This is a genomic window from Kitasatospora sp. NPDC001225 (genome assembly GCF_053597855.1).
In genome coordinates this window covers 38,496-62,585 of the sequence record NZ_JBSFJC010000036.1, presented here as the reverse complement: position 1 = coordinate 62,585, position 24,090 = coordinate 38,496, and the positions used below count along the sequence as shown (strand labels likewise).

Sequence of the window (24,090 nt, the reverse complement as noted above, 5' to 3'; positions counted from 1 at the left end):
ACGAGAAGCGTCGGAAATGTGAACTGGACCTGGGCGATCGGCGGGCCGCAGGATCGTGGACATGGAACTCAAGGGCATCCACGTCCCCCTGATCACCCCCTTCGCCGCCGACGGCTCCGTCGCCCTCGACGCGCTGGAGAAGCTCGCGCACGAGGTCCTGGACGCCGGGGCGGCCGGGCTGGTCGCCCTCGGCACCACCGGCGAGCCGGCCGCGCTGACCGCCGGGGAGCGGGACGCGGTGGTCGACGTCGCCGCGGCCGCCTGCGCCGCACGGGGGGCCCAGCTGACCGTCGGCGCCTCCGGCGGCGACACCCGGACCGTCGGCGAGGCGCTGGCCGCGCTCGGCGCGCGGGTGCCGGGGGCGGCGGCGCTGGTCACCACGCCGTCCTTCGTCCGGGCCGGCGAGGCCGGGACGGTCGCGCACTTCCGGGCGCTGGCCGCGAGCAGCCCGCTGCCGCTGGTCGTCTACCACATCCCGTACCGCACCGGGCAGCAGCTCTCCACCGCCGCGCTGCGCGAACTCGCCGCGATCGAGGGCGTGGTGGGCGTCAAGTACGCGACCGGCGGGCTGGACCAGACGGCCGCCGAGCTGCTCGCCGACGCCCCCGAGGGGTTCGCCTTCCTGACCGGCGAGGACGCCTTCCTCTCGCCGATGCTGGCGCTCGGCGCGGCCGGCGGCATCCTCGCCTCCGCGCACCTGGCGACCGCCCGGTTCGTCGAGCTGACGGAGGCCTGGCAGGCCGGGGACGTGGCGCGGGCCCGGGCGCTCGGGCACCGGCTGACCGGGCTGGCGCTGTCCGCCTTCACGGCGCCGAACCCGACGGTGACCAAGGGCGTGCTGCACGCCCAGGGCCGGATCCCGACCCCGGACGTGCGGCTGCCGCTGCTGCCGGCCGGGCGGGCCGAGGTGGAGGCGGCGCTGGCCCTCGCCAGTGGTCTGGACCACTAGCGCACTCTCACGTCGTGGAACGCCAGGTCGTACGACGCCCGTGACAAGGCATGATGGGCGGAGTGCGGCTGTGAACAGCACCTTTCAGAGGAGTAGTCGGAGATGAAGATCGGCATTGTCGGTGCCACCGGCCAGGTCGGCGGCGTGGTCCGCGAGATCCTGGCGGAGCGCAACGTTCCGGTGGAGCAGCTGCGGCTGTTCGCCTCGGCCCGCTCGGCCGGGCGCACGCTGCCCTGGCAGGGCACCGAGGTCACCGTCGAGGACGCGGCCACGGCCGACTACACCGGCCTGGACATCGTGATCTTCTCGGCGGGCGGCTCGACCTCCAAGGCCCTGGCCCCCAAGGTCGCCGCGGCCGGTGCCGTCGTGATCGACAACTCCTCCGCCTGGCGCCGCGACCCCGAGGTCCCGCTGGTCGTCTCCGAGGTCAACCCGGAGGCCATCGCGGACCGCCCCAAGGGCATCATCGCCAACCCGAACTGCACCACCATGGCCGCCATGCCCGTGCTGCGCCCGCTGCACGAGGAGGCCGGCCTGGCCGCGCTCGTCGTCTCCACCTACCAGGCCGTCTCCGGCAGCGGTGTGGCCGGCGTCGCGGAGCTCCAGGACCAGGCCGCCAAGGTCGTGGAGCTCGGCGCCGCCGCGCTCGCCCACGACGGCGCCGCCGTCGAGTTCCCGGAGCCCAAGGTCTACCAGCGGCCGATCGCCTTCAACGTGGTGCCGCTTGCCGGCTCCCTCGTGGACGACGGCTCCAACGAGACCGACGAGGAGCAGAAGCTCCGCCACGAGAGCCGCAAGATCCTCGGCATCCCGGAGCTGAAGGTCTCCGGCACCTGCGTGCGCGTCCCGGTCTTCTCCGGCCACTCGCTGCAGATCAACGCCCGCTTCGAGCGCCCGATCAGCCCCGAGCGGGCCGTCGAGCTGCTCGCCGCCGCCCCCGGCGTCGAGCTGTCCGACATCCCCACCCCGCTCCAGGCCGCCGGCCAGGACCCGAGCTACGTCGGCCGCATCCGGGTGGACGAGACGGTGGACAACGGCCTGTCGCTGTTCGTCTCGAACGACAACCTGCGCAAGGGCGCCGCGCTGAACGCCGTCCAGCTGGCCGAGCTGGTCGCCGCCGAGCTCAAGGGCTGAGCGCCCCTGAGCTCAAGGGCTGAGCACCTCCGGGTGAACCCCATCGGCTGAGCGCCACCGGGGTGAACCACCGGCCGGGACATTGGCCGGACCACCGCCGCGTGACCTCGGGCGGGCCCCGTCGTTGTACGGGGCCCGCCTTCGCTTTTGTTTGCTCCTCGTTGGGACGGCCGTTGCGCTACCGGGACAACCGGCGAGGTTCGGCAGGCGAACCGCGGGTAAAAGGTGACCCAACGATCGGGCGACGACGGGGGCCCCTCACCTCGGCACGCCCGGACGGCGGGCGGACCGCCCATTCCCGAATCGACCCACCCGACTGATTCCGAGGGCGAGCGAAAAGAGGTGCGCGATGGACCGCTGTGTCGTCCTGGTGGACGCCGGATATCTGCTGGGCGCCGCCGCCAGCCTGCTCGCGGGGGATCCGTCCCGCTCCAAGGTCACCGTGAACCACACGGCCCTGATCGCCGCACTGCGCGAACGCGCCGAGGCCGAGACAGGCCTGCCGCTGCTGCGGATCTACTGGTTCGACGCCGCGCCCGACCGGCGCCCGATGCCCGAGCACCGGCGGCTGCGGGTACTGCCCCGGGTCACCGTACGGCTCGGCGCCCTCACCCGGGCCGAGGGGCGCTGGGTGCAGAAGGGCGTGGACGCCGCGATGCACGCCGAACTCTCCGAGCTCGCCCGCAACCGGGCCTGCGCCGACGTCGTGCTGATCACCGGCGACGGGGACCTGCTGCCCGGCATGATGACCGCCAAGGAGCACGGGGTGGCCGTCCACCTGTGGGCCCTCCAGGCCGCCGACGGCGACTTCAACCAGTCCGAGGACCTGGTCGGCGAGGCGGACGAGCGGCGGGTGCTCGACCGGGAGTGGATCGAGGGGTCCTTCTCCCTGCGGGAGCACTCCAGCATGTTCCCGGCCCCGGGGGCCCGGCAGGAGATCGCCAAGATCCTCGCCGCCCCGCCGGCCGCCCCGCTGCCCACCGTGGTGCCGCCGGTGGTCCGCCCGGCGGCCACGGCCGCGGCCCCGGCGGACGCCCCCGCCACCGACGGACAGCCGCAGCCGGCCGCGGCCGCGCTCAAGGTCGTACCGACACCGAAGGACCTGGCCGGGCGGGCCTCCTCCGTCACCCCGGTCACGGCGCTCACCCCGGTGGCGAACGGCAGCAACGGCCACGGCGTGAACGGGAACGGGGCCGTCGCGCAGACCGGGCCGGTGCTGCGCTGGTCCTCCGACCGCGGCTGGGTGGACCGGCCCGTCCCGGAGCCCGCCGTCACCGCCGGCGACAGCCTGCCCACCCTCGCCCAGCTCACCACCGCCGAGCAGCGCTGGGCCGACCGCGAGGAGGACATCACCTCCATCGGCGGCGACGCCCACGAGGTCGGGCAGGTCTTCGCCCGCCGCTGGAGCGAACGCGTCGGCGACGCGGAAAGACTGACCATGCTCTGGCCCGACTACCCGCGCATCCCGCACCGGGTGGATGGCGAGCTGCTGCGCTACGCCGCCCGCTTCGGGCTGCTGGCGCACAAGGACGACCAGATCGACGAGCACGACCGCTACGCCATCCGGGCCGGGTTCTGGAAGGAACTGGCGGCGCGGGTGCCGGGCGGGTCGATGGTCGTCGACGACTGAGCCGGGCGGCGGACCGAGCGGGCCCGACGGCCGGGGCGGCGCGACGACCGAGGGGGTCCGAGGGCCGCGGCGGCCCGGCGGACGACCCGCCAGGTCGGCGGCCCGGGCGCGGGCGGGGCCCCGTTGTCCGGTTCGCCCGTATGAGCGCGTAGAGTCTTCGGTCGTGAGCGAGACGGCGGGGCGAGCACCCGAGGAACCCCTGCCGTGCGTGGCCGTGCGCGACCTGGTCAGGACCTACCGCAGCGGACGCGGCGCGGCCGCCACCGAGATCCGGGCCAACGACGGGATCAGCCTCACCGTCCGCCAGGGCGAGGTCTTCGGGCTGCTCGGGCCGAACGGAGCCGGCAAGTCGACGCTGGTGCGCCAGCTCACCGGACTGCTGCGCCCCGACTCGGGCTCCGTCGAACTCCTCGGCCACGACATCGTGCGGCACCCCGAGCGGGCCGCCCGGCTGCTCGGCTACCTCGGGCAGGAATCCACCGCGCTGGACGAGCTGACGGTCGCGCTCGCCGCCGAGACCACCGGACGGCTGCGCGGACTCACCAGGGCGCAGGCCCGCGGCGCTGCCGCCGACGTGCTGACCGAACTCGGGCTGGAGCCGCTCGCCGCCCGGCCGCTCGCCAAGCTGTCCGGCGGACAGCGGCGGCTCGCCTGCTTCGCGGCCACCCTGGTGGGGGAGCGCCCGCTGCTCGTCCTGGACGAGCCCACCACCGGCATGGACCCGGTCGCCCGGCGGGCCGTGTGGAGCGCCGTGGACCGGCGGCGCGCCGAGCACGGGACGACGGTGCTGCTGGTCACCCACAACGTGATCGAGGCCGAGACGGTGCTCGACCGGGTCGCCGTGGTCGACGACGGCCGGGTGATCGCCTGCGACACGCCCGGCGGGCTCAAGGCGCTGGTGGACGGCGACGTCCGGCTCGACCTGGTCTGGCGGGACGAGGCGCCGCTCGGCGTGCCCGCCGTCGCCGCGCTGCGCGAACGGGCCGAGTGCACCGGGCGCCGCTGGACCGTCCGCACCACCCCCGAGCAGGCCCGCGAACTGGTCGCCGCCGTCACCACCGGCCCGGCCTTCGCCGCGCTCGACGACTTCACCCTCGCCACCCCGAGCCTTGAGGACGCCTACCTCAAGCTGGGCGGCCGCCACGGAGGACTGGCCAAGTGACGCTGCTCTCGGTGCCGCCGCGGACCGACCGGTCCACGGCCGCCCCCGCCCCGCTCGCCCCCGCGGCCAGGCTGCTGCCGGCGCTCGCGGCCGTGTACCGGGCGCAGCTCGCCCGGGCACGGGTGGCGCGCATCCCGCTGCTGTTCGTGGCCACCTTCCAGTCCGTCGGCATCCTGGTGATGATGCGGGGCGTGGTGGACGCCGGGCAGTCCTCGGCGGCGCGGTCGGTGGTCGCCGGGTCCAGCGTGCTGGTGGTGGCGTTCGTCGCGCTGAACCTGCTCGCCCAGTACTTCGGGAAGCTGCGGGCCACCGGCGGGCTCGACCACTACGCGACGCTGCCGGTGCCGGCCGCCTCGGTGGTGCTGGGGACGGCCGCCGCGTACGCCTCCTTCACGCTCCCCGGGACGCTCGCCACGGCGGCGTTCGGGGCGGTGATGTTCGGGCTGCCGCTCGGGCAGCTGTGGGTGCTGCTGGCGGTCGTGCCGCTGGCCGGGGCCGCGCTGTCGGGGCTGGGGGCGGCCTGCGGGCTGCTGGCGCCGCGCCAGGAGCTCGCGACGATGCTCGGGCAGCTCGGGATGTCGGCCGCCCTGCTGCTGGGCGTGCTGCCGGTGGACCACCTGCCGCAGCCGGTGCAGTGGCTGCGGGACCTGCTGCCGTCCACGTACGGGGTGGACGCCTTCGCGCGGACCTTCGCGCCGGACCCGGACTGGGCGCTGGTGCTCGTGGACCTGGCGGTCTGCGCGGGGGTGGGCGTGGTGTCGCTGGCCGTCGCCACCTGGGCGTACCGGCGGGCGGTCTCGCGGTAGGGCGTCCCGCGGCCGGGCGTCGCGTAGCGGGCCCACGACCGGTGGGCACGGTGGCGGGTACGGGTGGGTCGTCCGGGTGGCCGTCGTGAAACGATGGGGCGCGTGACCGTACCGAACACACCTCCGGATCCCGCGCCCGCCGATGTGCAGGCGGTGCCGGACGCAGCGCCCGACCCGTTCGCGCCGCCGTACGGGGCCACCGCCCTCGGGCACGGGACGATTCCGCTGGGGCGGCGGCTGCTGCCGGAGGTCCGGGTCGGGGCGGGCGTCGTGGTCGCCTGCCTGGTGGCCGGTCTGGTGATGGCCGGGCTGTGGGCCTGGCTGGCGCCGAAGGTGCCGCTGCTGGTGGACGGCGACCGCATCCTCTACGCCGACCCCGAGGGCGAGCAGCGGGCCGGGGCCGACGCGGTGTTCGTGCTGATCGGCCTGGGGGCCGGGATCCTGACCGCGCTCGGCGCCTTCCTGGTGACCCGGCGGCGCGGCGGCGGCATCGCGGTCGCGCTGGGACTGGCCGTCGGCGGGCTGCTCGGATCGATCGGGGCCTGGCGGATCGGGCGGTGGCTCGGGCCGAGCGGCGACCTGATCGGCGAGGCCCGGCGGGTCGGCAACGGCGGGCACTTCGACGCGGGCATCGACCTGGGGGCGCTGGGGGCGCTGCTGGTCTGGCCGATGACGGCGATGGTGGTGCTGCTCCTGCTCTCGGCCGCGTTCGGGAAGCGGGAGGAGGACCCGCCGCCGTACTGGGCGCCGGTGGCGCAGGCTCCGCTGGCGGGGCCCCCGGTGGTGCCCCCGACGGGGCCCTCGGCGGGGCCCTCCGCGGAGGCGCCGGCCGGGCCGTGGGCCGGGCCGGGTGCGGGGAGCGGCGCCGGAAACGGTCCGGGGAGCGGTACGGGGCGCTGAGCGTGGTCGGGCGCGGGGTGGTGCGGGTCGTCCCGCGCCGGCCCCGCGCCCTCGCTTTTCCCCCGGGGAGGGGCTTTCCCCCGGGGAGGGGGCTCAGCGGGCGATGGGGGCGGTGTCGGCCTTCGTGAGGGCGACGAGGTCGGTGGGGGCCAGTTCGACTTCGAGGCCGCGGCGGCCCGCCGAGACGTAGACGGTGGGGTGGCCGAGCGCGCTGACGTCGACGACGGTGCGCAGCGGCCGGCGCTGGCCCAGCGGGGAGATGCCGCCGAGGACGTAGCCGCTGCTGCGCTCGGCGGCGGCCGGGTCGGCCATGGTGGCGCGCTTGCCGCCGACGGCCGCCGCCAGGGCCTTGAGGTCGAGCTGGCCGGCGACCGGGACCACGCCGACGGTGAGGGTGCCGTCCACGTCGGCGACGAGGGTCTTGAAGACCCGCTCGGGGGCGATGCCGAGGACCTCGGCGGCCTCGCCGCCGTAGGAGGCGGCGGCCGGGTCGTGGTCGTAGGCGTGCACGGTGAACGGGACGGCGGCGGTTTCCAGGGCGACGGTGGCGGGTGTGCCCTGGCCGCCCTTCCTGGTCTTCTTGGCCATGCGGGGTCCTCGGGGTCCTTGAGGTCCTTGGGGTCCTCGGTCAGTTCGGGCTGAAGGACTGGCGGGTGAGGTCGACGGCGGGCAGCGACGGCAGCCAGCTGAGGACGGCCGACTCGCGGCGCAGCAGGTCGAGCTCGGCGCGCAGCCGTTGGGCGGTGTCCGGGCAGGCGAGCAGCTGCTGCTTGACCGGGGTCTCGAACACCGAGGCGGCGGCGACCAGGTAGGAGAGCACCTGGGGGTCGTCCGGGAGCTCCTGGTGGCCGACGGTGCTCGCCTCGCGGGCGCCGGCCAGGCGCTTCTGGTAGACCCGGAACGCCCGCTCGACCTCGGAGGCCAGCGCGCCGGAGCCCTCGCCCGGGCGCTCCTCGATCAGCTCCGTCTCCCCGGTCAGGTACGGGCCGGAGACGTCCACCGAGCGCAGCCGGAACCGGGTGGTGCCGGTGACCAGCAGCTCGTAGCGGCCGTCCGGCTGGTGCTGGACGGAGGCGATGTCGGCGACGCAGCCGACCTGGAAGACCGCCTCCAGCGGGTCCCCGGTGACGGTGCCGAGGCCGTCCAGCGGACCGGCCGGGCCCTCCTCGGGCCTGACCCGGGCGACCTCCCGGCCGTCCCTGATCGCGAGCACGCCGAACCGCCGGGGGGTGTCCTCGGGCTGTTCGAGCAGATCGGCGACGAGACGGCGGTAGCGCTCCTCGAAGACGTTCAGGGGCAGCACCAGGCCCGGGTAGAGCACGGTGTTCAGCGGGAAGAGCGGCAGCCGTTCTGTCACGGCGGACAGCGTAGTTCCCCGGACGGGGGCCTTGTCGCACGGTTGACGGGCCCGGCCGCTCGCCGGGCCCGTCCACCGGAGGGCTCAACCGCGCTGGAGCATCCGCGTGGCGCCGGCCACGACCGTGGAGGCGAGCAGCCAGCCGACCACGACCAGCCCGGCGGAGATCCACTGGGTGAGGCCGCCGGGGTTCCAGCCGCCCTGGTTGAGGTCCACGATCGGCAGCAGCTGGTTGAGGGTGTACAGCACCGGGTTCCAGTGCGGGCGCTCGTCGGCCTTGAGCGGATCCAGCGGGTGGGTGGCGAACCAGAGGCTGCCGAGGATCCAGGCGAGCAGCAGCCACAGGCCCGCCCGGCCCGGGCGGTAGCCGTAGCCGACGGTCGCGTCCTGGACGGCGCCCCAGACCCGGGCCGGCAGCGGCAGGGTGCGGCGGCGCCGGCGCTGCTTGGCGTACAGCACCTCGCGGGCGTCGTCGTCGGCGCCGTCGCGGCGCAGGGCGGCCGCGAGCTGCTCGTAGGACTCGGGCTGGAAGTCCACCGAGGAGCCCTCCAGCCAGGCGATCCGCTGCTGGACGGGGAAGGCGCCGACCGGGCGCAGGTTCTCGTAGACGAAGCCGGTGAGGCCCAGGTGCTTGCCGAGCGGCCAGGCCTCCGGGGTGTCGACCAGGTTGCCGACCCGGGCCCGGGAGAGCGAGACGGTGCCGGTCGGGCGGACCTTGCAGGTGAAGCGCAGCTCCGGGGTGTGGATGCGGCGCAGTGAGAGCTCGTCCTCGTCCTCCAGGTGGAACTCGCCGGAGACCAGGCAGGCGCCGTCGAAGCGGCTGTCGGACAGCCGTACCCGGCCGAAGGCGCGGAACGGGGTGACGGGCCCGTCGGGCGGCGGGTTCTCGCCGTAGCCGGAGCCGTAGTAGCCGCGGGAGCCGACCCAGCCGAGGTCGGCGGAGCCGGTCAGGTAGAGGGTATGGCCGACGGTGACCCGCACGGCGTTGAGGCAGGTGGGGTTGTGCCGCCGGTCGGCGCGCAGCTGGGCGCCGCGCAGCGAGAGCCGGCCGCCTATCCGGGCGGTGCGCACGCTCAGCTCGCCCCGGGTCTCCAGACGTTCGGCCTCGAAGTCCTGGTTGACGGTGATCCCGTCGGCGGAGACGGCGCGGCCGTGGCGGTCGCCGCCGACGACGGTCTGGTTGAGCAGCAGGTCGGTGCCGATCCGGGCGTCGGTGAGCCGGATGCCGTCGGGGACGCGGCAGCGGGCGAGGTGGAGGTCGCCGGTGGTGGAGAGCCGGGAGGCCTCCAGCCGGGGGATCAGGCAGTTCACGAAGCGCAGCGTGGAGGCCGCCGCCTCGGAGATGAGGATCTTGTGCGCGAAGCGGCAGTCGTGCAGCTCGACGTAGTCGTCGATGGCGCCCCCGGCCAGGTTGAGCGCGCCGGTGACCAGGACGCCGCTGAACCGCAGCGAGGCGACCCGCCCGGGGGCGGGCTCCGGTCCTACCAGCAGCAGATGGGCGAGCACCTCGGCGCGGACGGTGCGGTCGGGGCCCCAGGGGGCGTCGCCGAAGGGGTCGTCGGTGTTGGCTTCGCCACTGCGGAGGTCCAGGATCTCGCCCTGGCGGTAGGCCTCCCAGAGCGCGCGTTCCGTGTCCGTCCAGCCCTCTGGAGCGCGCTCCGCCATGGTTTTCCCCGTCCCCCCGGTCGTCTCGCCTTTCGTATCACGGACTGAAATGCGGGACCAGCGGTTCCGGCCACTCCTTACACTGGGTGGCGTGATCTCTCGAATCGACCTCCGCGGCTCGCTGGACGACCCGCGTGACCTGCTGCCCCGTGCCGAGTTCGACGTCGCGGCCGCCCTGGAGAAGGTGCGGCCGATCGCCGAGGACGTACGCCATCGCGGGGTCGCGGCGCTGATCGAGATCACCGAACGCTTCGACGGCGTCCGGCTGGAGTCGACCCGGGTCCCGGCCGAGCAGCTGACCGAGGCCCTGGAGACGCTGGACCCGAAGGTCCGGGCCGCCCTGGAGGAGTCGATCCGCCGGGCCCGCGCCGTGCACGCCGACCAGCGCCGCACCGGGCACACCACCCAGGTGGTGCCGGGCGGCACGGTCACCCAGCGCTGGGTGCCGGTCGAGCGGGTCGGCCTCTACGTGCCGGGCGGGCTGGCGGTCTACCCGTCCTCCGTGGTGATGAACGTGGTGCCGGCCCAGGAGGCGGGCGTCCGGGGCATCGCCGTCACCTCGCCGCCGCAGAAGGAGTTCGGGGGGAGCGTCCACCCGGCCATCCTGGCGGCCTGCGCGCTGCTCGGCGTGGACGAGGTCTACTCCGTCGGCGGCGCCCAGGCGGTCGCGATGTTCGCCCTCGGCACCGAGGAGTGCGCGCCGGTGAACGTGGTCACCGGCCCCGGCAACATCTACGTCGCCGCCGCCAAGCGCTACTTCGCCGGCCGGATCGGCATCGACTCCGAGGCCGGCCCGACCGAGATCGCCGTCCTCGCCGACGACAGCGCGCTGCCGTCCGACGTCGCCGCCGACCTGATCAGCCAGGCCGAGCACGGCCCGACCTCCGGCTCGGTGCTGGTCACCGACTCCCCGGCGCTCGCCGACGCGGTCGAGGCCGAGCTGGCCGTGCAGGTCGCGCGGACCAAGCACGGCGAGCGGGTGGCCGAGGCGCTGGGCGGCCGGCAGTCCGGCATCATCCTGGTCGACGACCTGGAGCAGGGCCTCGCCGTGGTCAACGCGTACGCGGCCGAGCACCTGGAGATCCAGACCCGCGACGCCCACGCGGTGGCCGCCCGGGTGGTCAACGCCGGCGCGATCTTCATCGGCCGCTGGACCCCGGTCTCGCTGGGCGACTACGCGGCCGGCTCCAACCACGTGCTGCCGACCGGCGGCTGCGCCTGCCACTCCTCCGGGCTGTCGGTGCAGACCTTCCTGCGCGGCGTCCAGGTCGTCGAGTACGACCGGGAGGCGCTGGCGGACGTCGCCGCGCACGTGGTCAACCTGGCGAACGCCGAGGACCTGCCGGGGCACGGGGACGCCATCAAGGCCCGCTTCGACTGGACGGTTCCGGGATCGTGACTGCCATCGACGACCTGCCGATCCGGGACGAGCTGCGCGGCCAGTCCCCGTACGGCGCGCCGCAGCTGGACGTGCCCGTCCAGCTGAACACCAACGAGAACCCGTACCCGCTGCCCGAGGAACTGGTCGCCCGGATCGCCGAGCGCGTCGCCGAGGCCGCCCGCGGGCTGAACCGCTACCCCGACCGGGACGCGGTCGAACTGCGCGAGGGCCTCGCCGCGTACCTCGGGAAGACCACCGGCTTCCCGGTCGCCCGGGAGCAGGTGTGGGCCGCCAACGGCTCCAACGAGGTGCTCCAGCAGCTGCTGCAGACCTTCGGCGGCCCCGGCCGCAGCGCGCTCGGCTTCGAGCCCTCGTACTCGATGCACGCGCTGATCTCCCGGGGCACCGGCACCGCCTGGATCTCCGGCCCGCGCAACGACGACTTCACCATCGACGTGGACGCCGCCGTCACCGCCATCGCGGAGCACCGGCCGAACGTGGTGTTCATCTGCTCGCCCAACAACCCGACCGGCACCGCCGTGGACGCCGACACCGTGCTGCGGCTGTACGAGGCCGCGCAGGCCGCCCGGCCCAGCCTGGTGGTGGTGGACGAGGCGTACGTCGAGTTCTCGCACCGCGCCTCGCTGCTGCCGCTGATCGAGGGCCGCCCCAACCTGGTGGTCAGCCGCACCATGTCCAAGGCCTTCGGCGCGGCCGGACTGCGCCTGGGCTACCTGGCCGCCGACCCGGCCGTGGTCGACGCCGTCCAGCTGGTGCGCCTGCCGTACCACCTGTCGGCCGTCACCCAGGCCACCGCGCTGGCCTGCCTGGAGCACACCGACACCCTGCTCGGGTACGTCGGGCGGCTCAAGCAGGAGCGCGACCGGCTGGTCGACGCGCTGCGGGGGATGGGCCTGGAGGTCACCGACTCGGACGCCAACTTCGTCCAGTTCGGCCGCTTCGCCGACACCCACGCGGTGTGGCAGGCCATCCTCGACCAGGGCGTCCTGGTCCGCGACAACGGCGTCCCCGGGTGGCTGCGCGTCACCGCCGGCACGCCCGCCGAGAACGACGCCTTCCTGGACGCCGTCCGTTCTGTGATCAAGGAGCTCTAACCCCATGTCCCGCATCGGACGCGTCGAGCGCACCACCAAGGAGACCTCGGTCCTGGTCGAGATAGACCTCGACGGCACCGGGAGGACCGACATCTCCACCGGCGTCGGCTTCTACGACCACATGCTCGACCAGCTCGGCCGGCACGGCCTGTTCGACCTCACCGTCAAGACCGACGGCGACCTGCACATCGACACCCACCACACCATCGAGGACACCGCCCTCGCGCTCGGCGCCGCCTTCAAGCAGGCGCTCGGCGACAAGGTGGGCATCTACCGCTTCGGCAACTGCACGGTGCCGCTGGACGAGTCGCTCGCCCAGGTCACCGTGGACCTCTCCGGCCGGCCGTACCTGGTGCACACCGAGCCCGAGGGCATCGCCCCGATGATCGGCTCGTACGACACCACGATGACCCGGCACATCCTGGAGTCCTTCGTGGCCCAGGCGCAGATCGCGCTGCACGTCCACGTGCCGTACGGGCGCAACGCGCACCACATCGTGGAGTGCCAGTTCAAGGCGCTGGCCCGGGCGCTGCGCTACGCCGCCGAGCGCGACCCGCGCGCGGCCGGAATCCTCCCGTCCACCAAGGGTGCGCTGTGAGCAATACTGCGATGATCCTCATCTTCGTCGGCCTCTTCCTGGCCGGCGGAGTCATCTCCTTCTGGAAGCAGAAGCAGTCGAAGAGCGTCATCCTGGTGCTGGCCTTCGGCGCCGTGATGTGCCTGGCCTCCGGCCTCATGCGCCTGTAACACCCGCCGTAGAGAGACTGGACACCTGAACATGGGCAAGAACGTCGTCGTCCTCGACTACGGCTCCGGCAACCTCCGCTCCGCGCAGCGCGCCCTGGAGCGGACCGGGGCGGACGTCACGGTCAGCTCCGACTACGACACCGCGATGGCCGCGGACGGCCTGCTCGTCCCCGGGGTGGGCGCCTACGAGGCCTGCATGCGCGGGCTCAAGTCCGTCCGCGGGGACTGGATCATCGGCCGCCGGCTCGCCGGGGGCCGACCGGTCATGGGCATCTGCGTCGGCATGCAGATCCTCTTCGAGAAGGGGGTCGAGCACGGCGTGGAGACGGCCGGCTGCGACGAGTGGCCGGGCGTCGTCGAGCCGCTGGAGGCCCCCGTCGTCCCGCACATGGGCTGGAACACCGTGGACGTCCCCGAGGGCAGCCGGATGTTCGCCGGCCTCGACCCGGAGACCCGCTTCTACTTCGTGCACTCCTACGGGGTGCGGCACTGGGAGCTGGAGACCCACAGCGCGCGGATCAACCCGCCGCTGGTCACCTGGGCCACCCACGGGCAGCCGTTCGTCGCGGCCGTCGAGAACGGCCCGCTGTGGGCCACCCAGTTCCACCCCGAGAAGTCCGGCGACGCCGGCGCCGCCCTGCTGACCAACTGGGTCAACACCCTCTGACTTTCTGAGAGTTGGATCTCTGATGAGCCTCGAACTGCTGCCCGCCGTCGACGTCCGTGACGGCCAGGCCGTCCGCCTGGTCAAGGGCGCCTCCGGCACCGAGACCTCCTTCGGCGAGCCGCTCGCCGCCGCCCTCGCCTGGCAGAACGCCGGCGCCGAGTGGCTGCACCTGGTCGACCTCGACGCCGCCTTCGGCACCGGCAGCAACTACGAGCTGCTGCGCGAGGTCACCGGACAGCTGGACGTCAAGGTCGAGCTGTCCGGCGGCATCCGCGACGACGAGTCGCTCGCCCGCGCGCTCGCCACCGGCTGCACCCGGGTCAACCTCGGCACCGCCGCCCTGGAGGCCCCCGAGTGGGTCGCCAAGGCCATCGCCGAGCACGGCGACAAGATCGCCGTCGGCCTGGACGTGGTCGGCACCACCCTGCGCGGCCGCGGCTGGACCCGCGACGGCGGCCAGCTCTTCGACGTGCTGGCCCGGCTGAACGCGGAGGGCTGCGCCCGCTACGTCGTCACCGACGTCAACCGGGACGGCACCCTGACCGGCCCCAACCTCCAGCTGCTGCGCGACGTCTGCGCCGCGACCGACCGGCCCGTGGTCGCCTCCGGCGGCGTCTCCTCGCTCGACGACCTGCGCGCCATCGCCTCGCTCGTGGGCGAGGGTGTCGAGGGCGCCATCGTGGGCAAGGCACTCTACGAGCAGAAGTTCACCCTCGAAGAGGCCCTGGAGGCGGTTTCAGGATGACGGACGGTCGGATCGTACGCGGGCAGGTCGTAGCCGGTCGGGTCGTCGCCGGGCAGGTCGTGGCCGGTCGGGTCGGCGGATTCTCCCCCTGGGAGGACGAGTTCGGCTACTCCCGGGCCGTCGCCGCGGGCGACCACGTGCACGTGGCCGGCTCCACCGCCTGGGTGGACGGCCGGATCGAGCACGAGGGCGACCCGTACCGGCAGACCCTCGCCGCGTTCGGCGTCGGGCTCACCGCCCTGGCCGCGTACGGTCTGACCACCGACGACGTGGTCCGCACCCGGATGTACATCACCCACGTCCGCGACGCCGAGGAGGTGGGCCGCGCCCACCGCGAACTCTTCGACGCCGCACGCCCGGTGGCCACCATGGTGGTGGTCGACGGGCTGATCGACTCCCGGATGCTGGTCGAGGTCGAACTCGACGCGTACCGGTCCGGACTGGCAAAGACCCTGGAAGCCCCGGAAATCCCGGACGCCCCGGAAGTTTCGGACGTCCCGGAAGCCTCGGAAGCCCTGGAAGTTGTGGAAGGCGAACAGCCGTGACCCTCGCAGTACGTGTCATCCCCTGCCTGGACGTGGACGCCGGGCGGGTGGTCAAGGGCGTCAACTTCCAGAACCTGCGCGACGCCGGCGACCCGGTCGAGATGGCCAAGCTCTACGACGCCGAAGGCGCCGACGAGCTGACCTTCCTCGACATCACCGCCTCCTCCGGCGACCGGGAGACCACCTACGACGTGGTCCGCCGCACCGCCGAACAGGTCTTCATCCCGCTCACGGTGGGCGGCGGCATCCGGGCCGTCGAGGACGTCGACAAGCTGCTGCGGGCCGGCGCCGACAAGGTCGGCGTCAACACCGCGGCCATCGCCCGGCCGGAGCTGGTCCGCGAGATCGCCCAGCGGTTCGGACGGCAGGTCCTGGTGCTCTCGGTGGACGCCCGGCGCTGCCCGCCCGGGACGGAGACCGAGTCCGGCTTCGAGGTCACCACCCACGGCGGACGGCAGGGCACCGGGCTCGACGCCGTCGCCTGGGCGGGCCGCGCCGCCGAACTGGGCGCCGGCGAGATCCTGCTCAACTCGATGGACGCGGACGGCACCAAGGACGGCTACGACCTGGAGCTGATCCGGGCCGTGCGCAAGAGCGTCTCGGTGCCGGTGATCGCCTCCGGCGGCGCGGGCAAGCTCGCGGACTTCGCACCGGCCGTCGACGCGGGCGCGGACGCGGTGCTGGCCGCCAGCGTGTTCCACTTCGGGGACCTGCGGATCGGCGAGGTCAAGGGCGCGCTGCGGGAGGCCGGGCACCCGGTGCGGTGAGTTTTTCGCGGTGCTTGTTCGCGAGCGCGTTTTGCGAACGCGAACAGGCACCGTGTCCGTTGTTCCTTCGCTCAGGCCTGGTTCGGGTCGCCCTTGATCAGCGCGAAGGGGGCGCCGTTCGGGTCCGCGACCCACGCGATCCGGCCGACGTTCTTCACGTTCTCGGGCCCCATCAGCACCGAGCCACCGGCCGCCGTCGCCTTGGCCACCCGCGCGTCCACGTCCGCGGTCGCGAAGTACGGCGTCCAGGCGGACGGCTGCGCCGGGGCCATGGTCGGCGCGATGCCGCCGAAGCTGGTCGCCTGCTGGTCGCCCTCGGCGGTGGAGACCACCCGGTAGCTCATCCCCGGCGACGGCTCGAAGTTCTCCACCCGCCAGCCGAACAGCTTCTCGTAGAAGGCGAAGGCGACGTCCGGGGCGGAGGTGTGCAGCTCGGCCCAGACCAGGGCGCCCTCCTCGGACACCGCGTCCAGCCCCTTGGTGCTCCCCGCCTGCCAGACGGCGAAATCGGCGCCCTGCGGGTCGGTGAGCGCGGCGAACCGGCCCTCCTGCATGACGTCCGACGGCGGCACCCGGACGCCGGCACCGGCCTGCTCGGCCGCCTTGGCGGTGGCGTCCGCGTCGGCGGTGCGGAAGTACGTCGTCCACGCGGACCGCGCGCCCTCGTCGAGGTGGCCGATGGCGCCGACGGTCCTGCCGTCCAGCTGGACGAACCCGTAGCCGCCGGTCCCGGGGATCTCCAGGAACGTCCAGCCGAACACCCTGTTGTAGAACCCGGCGGTGGCGGGGATGTCCGGGCTGCCCAGGTCGATCCAGCAGGGCGAGCCGATGGGGAAGTCGGTGGTGAGCATGTGCGGGGTGCCCTTCGACGGAGGGACGGCCGGGCGTGCCCGGGTCGGACCCCGGCCACCTGCGAGTCTGCACCCGGGGTCTGACATCCGCAGCCGGGGGAGGCCGCCGGGGCCCGCTGTGAGCCGCGTCACTTCCCCGCCCGCCGTGCAGCAGCCGGCGGGCGGGCGCCGTCAAGAGGGTGGAAAAGACGGCGGCAGAGAGTGAGGCCACGGGTGAGGCTGCGCAGGGGCAGTCCCGGGATCGACTTCGTCGAGTTCGTGGAACAGCGTTCGGGCGCGCTGTTCCGCACGGCGTACGTGCTCACCGGGGACGCCCACACCGCGGAGGACCTCGTACAGGAGGCCCTGGAACGGGCCTGCCGGCACTGGCGGCGGGTCGCGCGCGCCGAGGTGCCCGAGGCGTACGTGCGCCGGATCCTCGTGAACCTGGCCAACGACCGCTGGCGGCGCCTGCACCGCTCGGGCGAGCGCCCCGCGCCGGAGCCCGCCGTCGAACACCCCGACCCCCGCGACGCCTACCGGTCGGTGGAACTGCGCGCCGAACTCGTCGCGGCGCTGCACACCCTGCCGATGGGGATGCGCACCGTGGTCGTCCTGTACTACCTCCACGACCTGGGGGACCGGGAGATCGCGCAGACCCTCGACATCTCCCCGGGCGCCGTGCGCTCGCAACTCTCCCGCGGGCTCGCGAAACTGCGGGCCGCGCTGCCCCGGCAGGACGCCCCGTCCGCGTCGTCGACCCCGCGTGAAGGTGCGTGATGATCCGCTTCCCGCCCCAGGACCCCGTCCCCACCCCAGGCCCCGACCCCGACTCCGACTTCGACAAGGAACTCCTCGCCGCCATGACCGCGTTCGCCGACACCACCGCCACCCCCGTGATCGACGCCGCCGGAATCCGGCGCACGGTCCGCCGGCGCACCGCCCTCACCGGGGCCGCGGCCGTGGCGGCGGTGGCCGCCATCGCCACGGGCGCGGCCCTGCTCCTGCCCGGATCGCCGAGCGGCGGCGACCGCCCGGCCGGGACCGCGCCGGCCCCGGCCGTCCACTCCGCGCCCCCGTCCCCCTCCGCCTCCCCTTCCTCCCTTTCCGCGACCAAAGGCACCCCGTCCCCCGCCGCCCCGCCCGCACCCGGCGCCACGACCGTGACCGTCCCCCCGGTCGCCGGCCTGACCCGGGACGCCGCCACCCGGCTGCTCGACGCGGCCGGACTGCACTACGAGGTCCACGAACTCACCGACTGGAAGCTGCCCGCCGGCTCGGTCATCAACTCCGCGCCCCTGCCCGGGCACACCACGGCGACGGACACCCCCGTCCAGCTCTTCATCTCCAAGGGCCGCCCCGGAAGCTGACCGCCCGCGCCCGCGGTCCCGCCCGCGAGGGTCGCCTCTCGGTATGCCGAGAGGCCACATCGGCTTCCGCCCCTCTGCTACTTCGGGGGCAGCGGCAGGACGTGGCGGAGGGCTTCGAGGGCGTCGGGGTCGCCGTCGACGGTGAGGGTGGTCAGGGCGCCGCGGCCGTAGGTGAAGAGCACGAGTTCGGCGGGTTCGCCGGTGAGGCGGACGGTGGGGGAGCCGGCGGGGCCGACGGTGAGGGAACGGCCGTCGGGGTGGACGAGCGCCAGCCGGACGGGGGAGCGGCGGCCGGCCTCCAGGCGGGCGATCATGGGGAGGCGTCGCCAGAGGGCCTCGGCGCGGCCGGGCGGGACCGGCTGCGGGGTCCAGTCGTCGGCCGCGCGCAGCACGTCCTCCGCGTGGACGAAGTACTCGACGGTGTTCGCCGCCTCGTCGGCGCCGGGCAGGGCGAACGGCGAGTAGACCGGAGGCCCGGCCCGGAACAGCCGCACCAGTTCCTCGTACGGCCGCTCGGCGTACCCGTCCTGCACCCGCCGCGTCCACCCGGCCAGCGCCCCGACCCGGATCCCCGCCGCCGCATCGGGCCGCCGCTCCCGGATTACCAGGTGCGCGGCCAGATCCCGGGTCGTCCACCCCTCACAGAGGGTGGGGGCGTCCGGCCCGGCAGCGGTGAGGAGTTGGGCGAGCCGGTGGCGTTCGGCGAGGGCGTGGTTCGACATGGTGGAAGCCTATGGGCTCATCTGCCCACCGGGCCCGGTCGGTTGCGGCGCAGCGCCGACCCGTTCGGATGCGGGCCCTTCGAATACTGCATGGAGCAGTCTCGTTGTGCTCCGGTCCCCGTCATCAGATGAGCGCCGTGAAGCTGGTGCAGAGCAGGCGGATGCTCCGGGTGAACTTCTCGTCCTGGCTTGCGCGGGATCAAGGGGCCCGTGAGGTGCATCGAGGGTGGCCATCGTCGACTGGATGATCGGACTGGGTTGGATTGGGTGTGGCCTCTCGACATTTCGAGAGGCCACACCCAATTTTTCGTCATGCGGTTCGTTCTGTGTTTCGCTACTTCTTTTTGATTGCGCCCGCCTCGCCGCACCGGCGAGGCGGGCGCCATTGATGACTTTTCCGGTAGGGGCGTGTAGGTCTCCCCCCGGCAGGGGTGGAGTGGCTATTTCTCCATTTGTATTTACGTTTCTTTTGTTTCTGGGATGATGTCCTGCAGTGCCGCTTCCGGCCGCCCGTACGGGGCGAGTTTGGCGAAGCGGCTGCCAGGTGGGGGTCGGGTGGGCCATCCTCGTGGCCATGACCTCCGAGCAGCCGCCGTCCGCAGTCGGCTCCCGCCCGTCCCGCGGCCTGGTCCTCACCGTTGCCGCCGTGCTGGTCGTCCTGCTCGCGGTGGTGGCCACCGCGGTGCTGTGGCCGGACGACAAGAAGCCGGCCGCCGCGCCGCCGCCGCCCACGCCGACTCCCACGGCCACCCAGACGCCGACACCCACCCCTACGCCCACGCCGCAGCCGCCGTACGCGTTCTTCCCGGTCGGCGCCTGCTTCGACCACCCGCAGCTGAGCCCGGTGATCACCAAGCCCGAGGAGCGTCCCTGCGCCGGGGACCACGACGGCGAGGTGATCGCCGACCTCAAGCTCGCGGACGGGATCACCGGAGACATCCCGCTGGCGCTTGCCATGCGCGACGGCTGCAAGGAGGTCGAAGCAGCCGCCAAGGCCCGCCAGGGCGACGGAAAGACCTACTACGGCCGCCAGTTCGGCCCGGCGATGGCCAACTACCAGCAGGGCTGGCGCGACTACACCTGCACCCTGGCCGCCAGCAACAAGCAGGGCGGCCCCAAGCTCACCGGGCAGTTGCGCCCGTAGCGGCTCCGGCAGGGGAGCGAGGCGGGTGCGGCGGGGCGGGCTGACACAATGGGGTGCATGTCCACCACACCCGCCGCTCCCGGCAGCACCGCCCTCGCCCCCGAGATCGCCGCGCGGCTCAAGCGCTCCGAGGACGGGCTGGTCCCGGCCATCGCCCAGCAGTACGACACCGGCGAGGTGCTGATGCTTGGGTGGATGGACGACGAGGCGCTGCACCGCACCCTGACCACGGGCCGCTGCACCTACTGGAGCCGCAGCCGCCGTGAGTACTGGGTGAAGGGCGACACCTCGGGCCACGTCCAGGCGGTCAAGTCGGTGGCCCTGGACTGCGACGGCGACACCCTGCTGGTCAGGGTCGACCAGAGCGGCGCGGCCTGCCACACCGGCGACCGCACCTGCTTCGACGCCGACGTGCTTCCGCTCTCCTGACCCCAGTCCACTCGAAGAACTCAAGAAGGTGCCGCCCGTCATGGATCTCGAAGCCTTCCGCAAGCTCGCCGTCGACACCCGGGTCATCCCGGTCACCCGCAGGCTCCTCGCGGACGGTCTCACCCCGATCGGCCTCTACCGCACCCTCGCCGAGGAGCGGCCCGGCACCTTCCTGCTGGAGTCCGCCGAGCAGGGCCGCAGCTGGTCGCGCTACTCCTTCGTCGGGGTGCGCAGCGCCGCCGCGCTGACCGTCGGCCCGGACGGCGGGGCCCGCTGGCTCGGCACCCCGCCGGTCGGCATCCCCACCGCCGGCGACCCGCTGGAGGTGCTGCGCGCCACCCTCCAGGCGCTGCACACCCCGCGGTTGGAGGACGACGGCCTGCCCCCGCTCACCGGCGGCCTGGTCGGCTACCTCGGCTACGACATCGTCCGCCGGCTGGAGAAGCTGCCCGACCTCAACCCGGACGACCTGGGCCTGCCCGAGCTGACCATGCTGCTCGCCACCGACCTCGCGGTGCTCGACCACGTCGACGGCACGGTGCTGCTGATCGCCAACGCCGTCAACCACAACGACCTGGCCAGCGGCGCGGACGAGGCCTGGGCGGACGCGGTGGCCCGGCTGGACGCGATGGAGGCCGAGCTGTCCAAGCCGGTCGACCCGGGCCTGGCCACCTTCACCCCGGCCGGCCCCGGCGAGGTGCACTCGCCGTTCGGCGGCGAGCCGTACCGGGCCGCGGTGGAGACGATCAAGGAGCGGATCCGGGCCGGCGAGGCCTTCCAGGTGGTGCCCTCGCAGCGCTTCGAGGCGCCCTGCCCGGCCTCCGCGCTGGACGTCTACCGGGTGCTGCGCACCACCAACCCCAGCCCGTACATGTACCTGTTCCGCTTCCCCGGGCCGGACGGCGGGGCCGAGGGCGGCTTCGACGTGGTCGGCTCCAGCCCGGAGGCGCTGGTCAAGGTCACCGACGGCGAGGCGATGCTGCACCCGATCGCCGGCACCCGGCACCGCGGCGACACCCCGCAGGAGGACGCGGAGCTGGCCGCCGAGCTGCTCGCCGATCCCAAGGAGCGGGCCGAGCACCTGATGCTGGTGGACCTCGGCCGCAACGACCTCGGCCGGGTCTGCGAGCCGGGCAGCGTCGAGGTGGTCGACTTCATGCACATCGAGCGCTACAGCCACGTGATGCACATCGTGTCGACGGTGACCGGCACGGTCGCCCCGGGGCGGACCGCCTTCGACGTGCTGACCGCCTGCTTCCCGGCCGGCACCCTCTCCGGCGCGCCCAAGCCGCGGGCGATGCGGATCATCGAGGAGCTGGAGCCCACCCGCCGCGGCCTGTACGGCGGCTGCGTCGGCTACCTGGACTTCGCCGGGGACTCGGACACCGCGATCGCGATCCGCACCGCGGTGCTGCGCGACGGCACCGCGTACGTGCAGGCCGGCGCGGGCGTGGTCGCCGACTCCGACCCGCACGGCGAGGACACCGAGTGCCGCAACAAGGCGGCCGCCGTGCTGCGGGCGGTCGCCACCGCCAATACGCTGCGGACGCCGGAACTGTCCTGACGTGTGAGGAGGCGGCCGGGATGCCCGAGGCGCCGTACGACGAGCTGCGCTGGGAGGCCGTTTTCGGGACGGCCTCCCAGATCCGGGAAGGGCTCGCGGGGGCGGGGCGGGTGCTGTCCGGGGTCCTGATCGACTTCCCGGCCGCGCACGGCCCGCTCGCCCCGGACCTGGTGGTGGTCGCCCCCGGCGCCGCCCGCACCGCCCGGGGCCGGTACGGGGCCGCGGACGCCGAGGCGGTGCTGGAGGTGGCGCACCCGGGCCGTGACCACGTCTTCGCGCGGGCCTGCGCGGAGAGCGGCGTGCCGCTGTACGTGGTGGTCGATCCGGCGGCGGCGGTCTGCACCGTGCACACCGCGCCGTCCCCCGAGGGGGTGTACCGGGAGGCGGAGCGGGTGCCGTTCGGCAACGACCTGTTCCTGCCGCTCGGCGGTCGCACGGTGGTGCTGCGGACGGACGGGTTCCCCACGCCGTAACCCACCCCGCCGGCCGACCCGCCCGCCGCCCCGCCGGCCGGCCCGTTCCCCACCCCGGGTACGGACCCCGGCGTCGGTCGGGGGATAGTGGACGGGTGACCGCTGAGCAGACCCCCGCCCCCGCCGCCCCCAGCCGCCGCACCCTCGGCATCATGCTGCTGCTGACCGTGCTGAGCGCCGTGCTGGTGCTGACCGCGGTCGGGCGGACCTGGGCCGAGGGCCGGGCCGGCACCCTGGACGTGTCCGTCACCGGCGGCAGGATCTCCGAACTGCCCGGCGGGCTGGCCCTGGTGGGCCTCGCCGCGGCCGTCGCGGTGTTCGCGGTGCGCGGCGCCGGCCGGCTGGCGGTCGGCGCGCTGACCCTGCTGGCCGGGCTCGGCGCGGCCGCCGCCTCGGTGGCCGGGGCCGGCGACACCGCCGCGCTGGACGCCGAGGCCGCCCGCAAGCTGGCGCTGACCGGTTCGGCGGCCACCGAGGTCTCGCACACCGCCTGGCCCTGGGTCGCGCTGGTCGGCGGGGTCCTGCTGGCCCTGGCCGGACTGCTCACCCTGCGCTACGGCCGGGGCTGGCCGGCCATGGGCAGCCGCTACGAGGCGCCGACCCGCAAGGCCCCGGCGCGGACCGAGACGCCGGGCGACCTGTGGAAGGCCCTGGACCGGGGCGAGGACCCGACCGCGGTGTGAGCCGCGCGCACGTGACGCGGCCCGCGCGCATGTGACGCGATAGACCCGCCACCCGCTTTGGGCCGTCGGTGTGTGGCCCGGCACAATGGAACCCGTCAACCCGCCGGCGGCCCCGCAGGCCCGGCCGGGCCCCGAGAGCCAAGGAGCACCACTCAGATGGCAGCAGCAGCACACGGCCACACCACCGCCGCCTGGACCGGCGTCGTCATCTCCTTCGTCGGCTTCGGCGTCGCGGGCGTCGCCATGATCCTGCCGTCGGTTCTGCTCGTCTGGGTCGGCCTGGCGGTCATCCTGGCCGGCGGCGTGGTCGGCAAGGCCATGTCCCTCGCGGGCATGGGCAAGCAGCCCAGCGCCAACGTCTACAAGTCGGCCGAGGAGCAGCTCGCGGCCCGTGAGGCCCGCGCCGCCGTCGCCGCCTGACGACGGGCTCGTCGCACCACACGACCACACGTTTGTCGTACATCGGAACGGCGGGCGCGCCACGCCCGCCGTTTCGTCGTGTCCGGGCCCGACCCGGGCAGAATCGGGGCGTGAACGCCGCCCCCACCGCTTCCACCGCCTCCGCCCCGCCGCCCGTGCGGCGCCGGCTGAGCCCGCCGCTGACCGCGCTGGCGGCGGTGGCCGTCCCCGCCGCGTACGTCGCCGTGGTGGACCCGAACACCCCCGGGCACTACCCCGAGTGCCCGTTCCTGACCGCCACCGGCTGGTGGTGCCCCGGCTGCGGGGGGCTGCGCTGCGTCCACGCGCTGAGCCACGGGGACCTCACCGGCGCCCTGCACGACAACGCCGTCGTGGTCCTGCTGTTCGGCGTGCTGGCGGTGCTGTGGCTGCGCTGGGGCTGGGCCGCGCTGACCGGCGGGCCGCCGCCCAGGATCACCGTCGGGGGCCGGCGGTGGGCGCTGATCGCCCTGCTGGTGCTGGTGTTCACAGTGGTGCGCAACTCGGGGGTCGGTGCCGGGCTGGCGCCGCCGCTGGTCTGACCGGGCCGCGCGACCGCCGCGTCCCTGCTGCCGTACCGCGGCCCCTGACCGTGGTCCTCGGCCGCGCGGCCGCCGCTTCCCGTACGCCGTGACGCCACGTCCCGGCCACCGGTCGAGGCCGGCTCGGAGAGCGTCCGAAAACCGGTGCGAAGACCGTCCGAAAACCGGTGCACCCCCGGTGAAGCCGCAGCTGGGGACCGCCGGAGCGGGAGTCCGGTCCGCGAGACGCGGTTCGAACCGGTGCGCCCCCCGCCCCCGGGTGCCGATACCATCGAAGAGTCGGTGGGCTGTCGCCCGCCGGCTCACGCCGGCCAACTGGCAGAAA

General features: G+C 74.1%; 28 protein-coding genes. 23 read left to right on the top strand and 5 right to left on the bottom strand.

Going from position 1 to position 24,090, the window contains the following annotated elements:
- Positions 1 to 61 precede the first annotated feature (61 nt).
- From ACWDCZ_RS15395 to ACWDCZ_RS15370, 6 genes are all read left to right on the top strand, one after another.
- Positions 62 to 949: a dihydrodipicolinate synthase family protein gene (locus tag ACWDCZ_RS15395; protein WP_117487416.1), complete on the top strand. Its 888-nt coding sequence runs from the start codon at positions 62 to 64 to the stop codon at positions 947 to 949.
- A 102-nt stretch (positions 950 to 1,051) separates the two neighbouring features.
- A complete protein-coding gene (locus ACWDCZ_RS15390; protein ID WP_049650376.1) occupies positions 1,052 to 2,083 on the top strand; it encodes an aspartate-semialdehyde dehydrogenase in 1,032 nt (343 codons plus the stop codon).
- Positions 2,084 to 2,432: 349 nt separating this feature from the next.
- Positions 2,433 to 3,713 carry an NYN domain-containing protein gene (locus ACWDCZ_RS15385; RefSeq protein WP_049650375.1) on the top strand — a complete coding sequence of 427 codons (1,281 nt, stop codon included), beginning with the start codon at positions 2,433 to 2,435 and terminating at the stop codon, positions 3,711 to 3,713.
- A 163-nt stretch (positions 3,714 to 3,876) separates the two neighbouring features.
- On the top strand, positions 3,877 to 4,875 hold the full coding sequence (locus ACWDCZ_RS15380; protein WP_380743866.1) for an ABC transporter ATP-binding protein: 999 nt from the start codon (positions 3,877 to 3,879) through the stop codon (positions 4,873 to 4,875).
- Entirely contained in the window at positions 4,872 to 5,681 is an 810-nt protein-coding gene (locus ACWDCZ_RS15375; RefSeq protein WP_074000930.1) for an ABC transporter permease, read from the top strand. The genes ACWDCZ_RS15380 and ACWDCZ_RS15375 overlap by 4 nt, the downstream gene beginning before the upstream one ends.
- 102 nt (positions 5,682 to 5,783) lie before the next feature.
- Positions 5,784 to 6,581, top strand: coding sequence for an ABC transporter permease (locus ACWDCZ_RS15370; protein ID WP_449816134.1), 798 nt, complete (start codon positions 5,784 to 5,786; stop codon positions 6,579 to 6,581).
- Between the two features lie 93 nt (positions 6,582 to 6,674).
- Here ACWDCZ_RS15370 and ybaK read toward each other — a convergent pair whose 3' ends face one another.
- The 3 genes from ybaK to ACWDCZ_RS15355 all read right to left on the bottom strand — a co-directional run bounded on the left by ybaK (position 6,675) and on the right by ACWDCZ_RS15355 (position 9,603).
- Positions 6,675 to 7,169: a Cys-tRNA(Pro) deacylase gene (ybaK, locus tag ACWDCZ_RS15365; protein ID WP_449816133.1), complete on the bottom strand. Its 495-nt coding sequence runs from the start codon at positions 7,167 to 7,169 to the stop codon at positions 6,675 to 6,677.
- 40 nt (positions 7,170 to 7,209) lie between these two features.
- The gene (locus tag ACWDCZ_RS15360) at positions 7,210 to 7,947 is read right to left on the bottom strand and encodes an LON peptidase substrate-binding domain-containing protein (RefSeq protein ID WP_181970799.1); all 738 of its coding nucleotides are present in this window, start codon (positions 7,945 to 7,947) and stop codon (positions 7,210 to 7,212) included.
- Positions 7,948 to 8,022: 75 nt separating this feature from the next.
- Complete coding sequence (locus tag ACWDCZ_RS15355; protein WP_049650370.1) at positions 8,023 to 9,603, bottom strand: hypothetical protein; 1,581 nt, start codon at positions 9,601 to 9,603, stop codon at positions 8,023 to 8,025.
- Between the two features lie 91 nt (positions 9,604 to 9,694).
- On the opposite strand from ACWDCZ_RS15355, the gene hisD reads away from it, so the two are divergent.
- From hisD to hisF, 8 genes are read left to right on the top strand one after another with little or no spacing between them, the layout of a single operon-like run.
- Positions 9,695 to 11,002, top strand: coding sequence for a histidinol dehydrogenase (hisD, locus tag ACWDCZ_RS15350; RefSeq protein WP_074000935.1), 1,308 nt, complete (start codon positions 9,695 to 9,697; stop codon positions 11,000 to 11,002).
- Positions 10,999 to 12,099 (top strand): histidinol-phosphate transaminase, encoded by a 1,101-nt coding sequence (locus ACWDCZ_RS15345; RefSeq protein WP_074000936.1) that lies wholly within the window; start codon positions 10,999 to 11,001, stop codon positions 12,097 to 12,099. The genes hisD and ACWDCZ_RS15345 overlap by 4 nt, the downstream gene beginning before the upstream one ends.
- 4 nt (positions 12,100 to 12,103) lie before the next feature.
- Positions 12,104 to 12,697, top strand: coding sequence for an imidazoleglycerol-phosphate dehydratase HisB (gene hisB, locus ACWDCZ_RS15340; protein ID WP_049650368.1), 594 nt, complete (start codon positions 12,104 to 12,106; stop codon positions 12,695 to 12,697).
- Positions 12,698 to 12,708: 11 nt separating this feature from the next.
- On the top strand, positions 12,709 to 12,846 hold the full coding sequence (locus ACWDCZ_RS15335; protein WP_049650367.1) for a hypothetical protein: 138 nt from the start codon (positions 12,709 to 12,711) through the stop codon (positions 12,844 to 12,846).
- A gap of 31 nt (positions 12,847 to 12,877) precedes the next feature.
- Positions 12,878 to 13,513, top strand: coding sequence for an imidazole glycerol phosphate synthase subunit HisH (gene hisH / locus ACWDCZ_RS15330; RefSeq protein WP_049650366.1), 636 nt, complete (start codon positions 12,878 to 12,880; stop codon positions 13,511 to 13,513).
- 19 nt (positions 13,514 to 13,532) lie between these two features.
- Positions 13,533 to 14,258: a bifunctional 1-(5-phosphoribosyl)-5-((5-phosphoribosylamino)methylideneamino)imidazole-4-carboxamide isomerase/phosphoribosylanthranilate isomerase PriA gene (gene priA, locus ACWDCZ_RS15325; protein ID WP_107086387.1), complete on the top strand. Its 726-nt coding sequence runs from the start codon at positions 13,533 to 13,535 to the stop codon at positions 14,256 to 14,258.
- A complete protein-coding gene (locus tag ACWDCZ_RS15320; protein ID WP_117487408.1) occupies positions 14,255 to 14,803 on the top strand; it encodes a RidA family protein in 549 nt (182 codons plus the stop codon). Before priA ends, ACWDCZ_RS15320 begins: the two co-directional genes overlap by 4 nt.
- A complete protein-coding gene (gene hisF, locus ACWDCZ_RS15315) occupies positions 14,800 to 15,570 on the top strand; it encodes an imidazole glycerol phosphate synthase subunit HisF (RefSeq protein ID WP_049650364.1) in 771 nt (256 codons plus the stop codon). Before ACWDCZ_RS15320 ends, hisF begins: the two co-directional genes overlap by 4 nt.
- Before the next feature lie 71 nt (positions 15,571 to 15,641).
- Here hisF and ACWDCZ_RS15310 read toward each other — a convergent pair whose 3' ends face one another.
- Complete coding sequence (locus ACWDCZ_RS15310) at positions 15,642 to 16,421, bottom strand: VOC family protein (protein WP_449816132.1); 780 nt, start codon at positions 16,419 to 16,421, stop codon at positions 15,642 to 15,644.
- Between the two features lie 219 nt (positions 16,422 to 16,640).
- Here ACWDCZ_RS15310 and ACWDCZ_RS15305 point away from each other — a divergent pair, with 219 nt between their 5' ends.
- Together ACWDCZ_RS15305 and ACWDCZ_RS15300 are read left to right on the top strand one after the other, a co-directional pair.
- Positions 16,641 to 17,180, top strand: a complete 540-nt coding sequence (locus tag ACWDCZ_RS15305) for a SigE family RNA polymerase sigma factor (RefSeq protein WP_255357401.1) — start codon at positions 16,641 to 16,643, stop codon at positions 17,178 to 17,180.
- Positions 17,180 to 17,770, top strand: a complete 591-nt coding sequence (locus tag ACWDCZ_RS15300; protein WP_449816131.1) for a PASTA domain-containing protein — start codon at positions 17,180 to 17,182, stop codon at positions 17,768 to 17,770. Before ACWDCZ_RS15305 ends, ACWDCZ_RS15300 begins: the two co-directional genes overlap by 1 nt.
- Positions 17,771 to 17,847: 77 nt before the next feature.
- Here the strand turns inward: ACWDCZ_RS15300 and ACWDCZ_RS15295 are convergent, their stop codons facing one another.
- Positions 17,848 to 18,492 carry a TIGR03085 family metal-binding protein gene (locus tag ACWDCZ_RS15295; RefSeq protein ID WP_449816130.1) on the bottom strand — a complete coding sequence of 215 codons (645 nt, stop codon included), beginning with the start codon at positions 18,490 to 18,492 and terminating at the stop codon, positions 17,848 to 17,850.
- Positions 18,493 to 19,066: 574 nt separating this feature from the next.
- Here ACWDCZ_RS15295 and ACWDCZ_RS15290 point away from each other — a divergent pair.
- The 7 genes from ACWDCZ_RS15290 to ACWDCZ_RS15260 all read left to right on the top strand — a co-directional run bounded on the left by ACWDCZ_RS15290 (position 19,067) and on the right by ACWDCZ_RS15260 (position 23,765).
- Complete coding sequence (locus tag ACWDCZ_RS15290) at positions 19,067 to 19,636, top strand: hypothetical protein (RefSeq protein ID WP_449816129.1); 570 nt, start codon at positions 19,067 to 19,069, stop codon at positions 19,634 to 19,636.
- A gap of 57 nt (positions 19,637 to 19,693) precedes the next feature.
- A complete protein-coding gene (hisI, locus tag ACWDCZ_RS15285; protein WP_074000946.1) occupies positions 19,694 to 20,065 on the top strand; it encodes a phosphoribosyl-AMP cyclohydrolase in 372 nt (123 codons plus the stop codon).
- 40 nt (positions 20,066 to 20,105) lie between these two features.
- Entirely contained in the window at positions 20,106 to 21,629 is a 1,524-nt protein-coding gene (locus ACWDCZ_RS15280; protein ID WP_049650355.1) for an anthranilate synthase component I, read from the top strand.
- 20 nt (positions 21,630 to 21,649) lie between these two features.
- A complete protein-coding gene (locus ACWDCZ_RS15275; RefSeq protein WP_053111997.1) occupies positions 21,650 to 22,102 on the top strand; it encodes a Uma2 family endonuclease in 453 nt (150 codons plus the stop codon).
- 95 nt (positions 22,103 to 22,197) lie between these two features.
- On the top strand, positions 22,198 to 22,785 hold the full coding sequence (locus ACWDCZ_RS15270; protein ID WP_074000947.1) for a TIGR02234 family membrane protein: 588 nt from the start codon (positions 22,198 to 22,200) through the stop codon (positions 22,783 to 22,785).
- Between the two features lie 156 nt (positions 22,786 to 22,941).
- Entirely contained in the window at positions 22,942 to 23,205 is a 264-nt protein-coding gene (locus ACWDCZ_RS15265; RefSeq protein ID WP_049651218.1) for an HGxxPAAW family protein, read from the top strand.
- 110 nt (positions 23,206 to 23,315) lie between these two features.
- Positions 23,316 to 23,765: a DUF2752 domain-containing protein gene (locus ACWDCZ_RS15260; protein WP_049651217.1), complete on the top strand. Its 450-nt coding sequence runs from the start codon at positions 23,316 to 23,318 to the stop codon at positions 23,763 to 23,765.
- The last annotated feature ends 325 nt before the right edge of the window (positions 23,766 to 24,090 follow it).

Bases quoted from the DNA above. Each gene is read 5' to 3' on its own strand.
- ACWDCZ_RS15310 (WP_449816132.1), bottom strand. From the start codon at position 16,421: ATGCTCACCACCGACTTCCCCATCGGCTCGCCCTGCTGGATCGACCTG.
- ACWDCZ_RS15335 (WP_049650367.1), top strand. From the start codon at position 12,709: ATGATCCTCATCTTCGTCGGCCTCTTCCTGGCCGGCGGAGTCATCTCC.
- ybaK (WP_449816133.1), bottom strand. From the start codon at position 7,169: ATGGCCAAGAAGACCAGGAAGGGCGGCCAGGGCACACCCGCCACCGTC.
- ACWDCZ_RS15280 (WP_049650355.1), top strand. From the start codon at position 20,106: ATGGATCTCGAAGCCTTCCGCAAGCTCGCCGTCGACACCCGGGTCATC.
- ACWDCZ_RS15355 (WP_049650370.1), bottom strand. From the start codon at position 9,603: ATGGCGGAGCGCGCTCCAGAGGGCTGGACGGACACGGAACGCGCGCTC.
- ACWDCZ_RS15295 (WP_449816130.1), bottom strand. From the start codon at position 18,492: ATGTCGAACCACGCCCTCGCCGAACGCCACCGGCTCGCCCAACTCCTC.
- ACWDCZ_RS15275 (WP_053111997.1), top strand. From the start codon at position 21,650: ATGCCCGAGGCGCCGTACGACGAGCTGCGCTGGGAGGCCGTTTTCGGG.
- ACWDCZ_RS15390 (WP_049650376.1), top strand. From the start codon at position 1,052: ATGAAGATCGGCATTGTCGGTGCCACCGGCCAGGTCGGCGGCGTGGTC.
- ACWDCZ_RS15385 (WP_049650375.1), top strand. From the start codon at position 2,433: ATGGACCGCTGTGTCGTCCTGGTGGACGCCGGATATCTGCTGGGCGCC.
- hisB (WP_049650368.1), top strand. From the start codon at position 12,104: ATGTCCCGCATCGGACGCGTCGAGCGCACCACCAAGGAGACCTCGGTC.
- ACWDCZ_RS15265 (WP_049651218.1), top strand. From the start codon at position 22,942: ATGGCAGCAGCAGCACACGGCCACACCACCGCCGCCTGGACCGGCGTC.
- ACWDCZ_RS15320 (WP_117487408.1), top strand. From the start codon at position 14,255: ATGACGGACGGTCGGATCGTACGCGGGCAGGTCGTAGCCGGTCGGGTC.
- ACWDCZ_RS15300 (WP_449816131.1), top strand. From the start codon at position 17,180: ATGATCCGCTTCCCGCCCCAGGACCCCGTCCCCACCCCAGGCCCCGAC.
- ACWDCZ_RS15395 (WP_117487416.1), top strand. From the start codon at position 62: ATGGAACTCAAGGGCATCCACGTCCCCCTGATCACCCCCTTCGCCGCC.
- hisH (WP_049650366.1), top strand. From the start codon at position 12,878: ATGGGCAAGAACGTCGTCGTCCTCGACTACGGCTCCGGCAACCTCCGC.
- hisI (WP_074000946.1), top strand. From the start codon at position 19,694: ATGTCCACCACACCCGCCGCTCCCGGCAGCACCGCCCTCGCCCCCGAG.
- ACWDCZ_RS15290 (WP_449816129.1), top strand. From the start codon at position 19,067: ATGACCTCCGAGCAGCCGCCGTCCGCAGTCGGCTCCCGCCCGTCCCGC.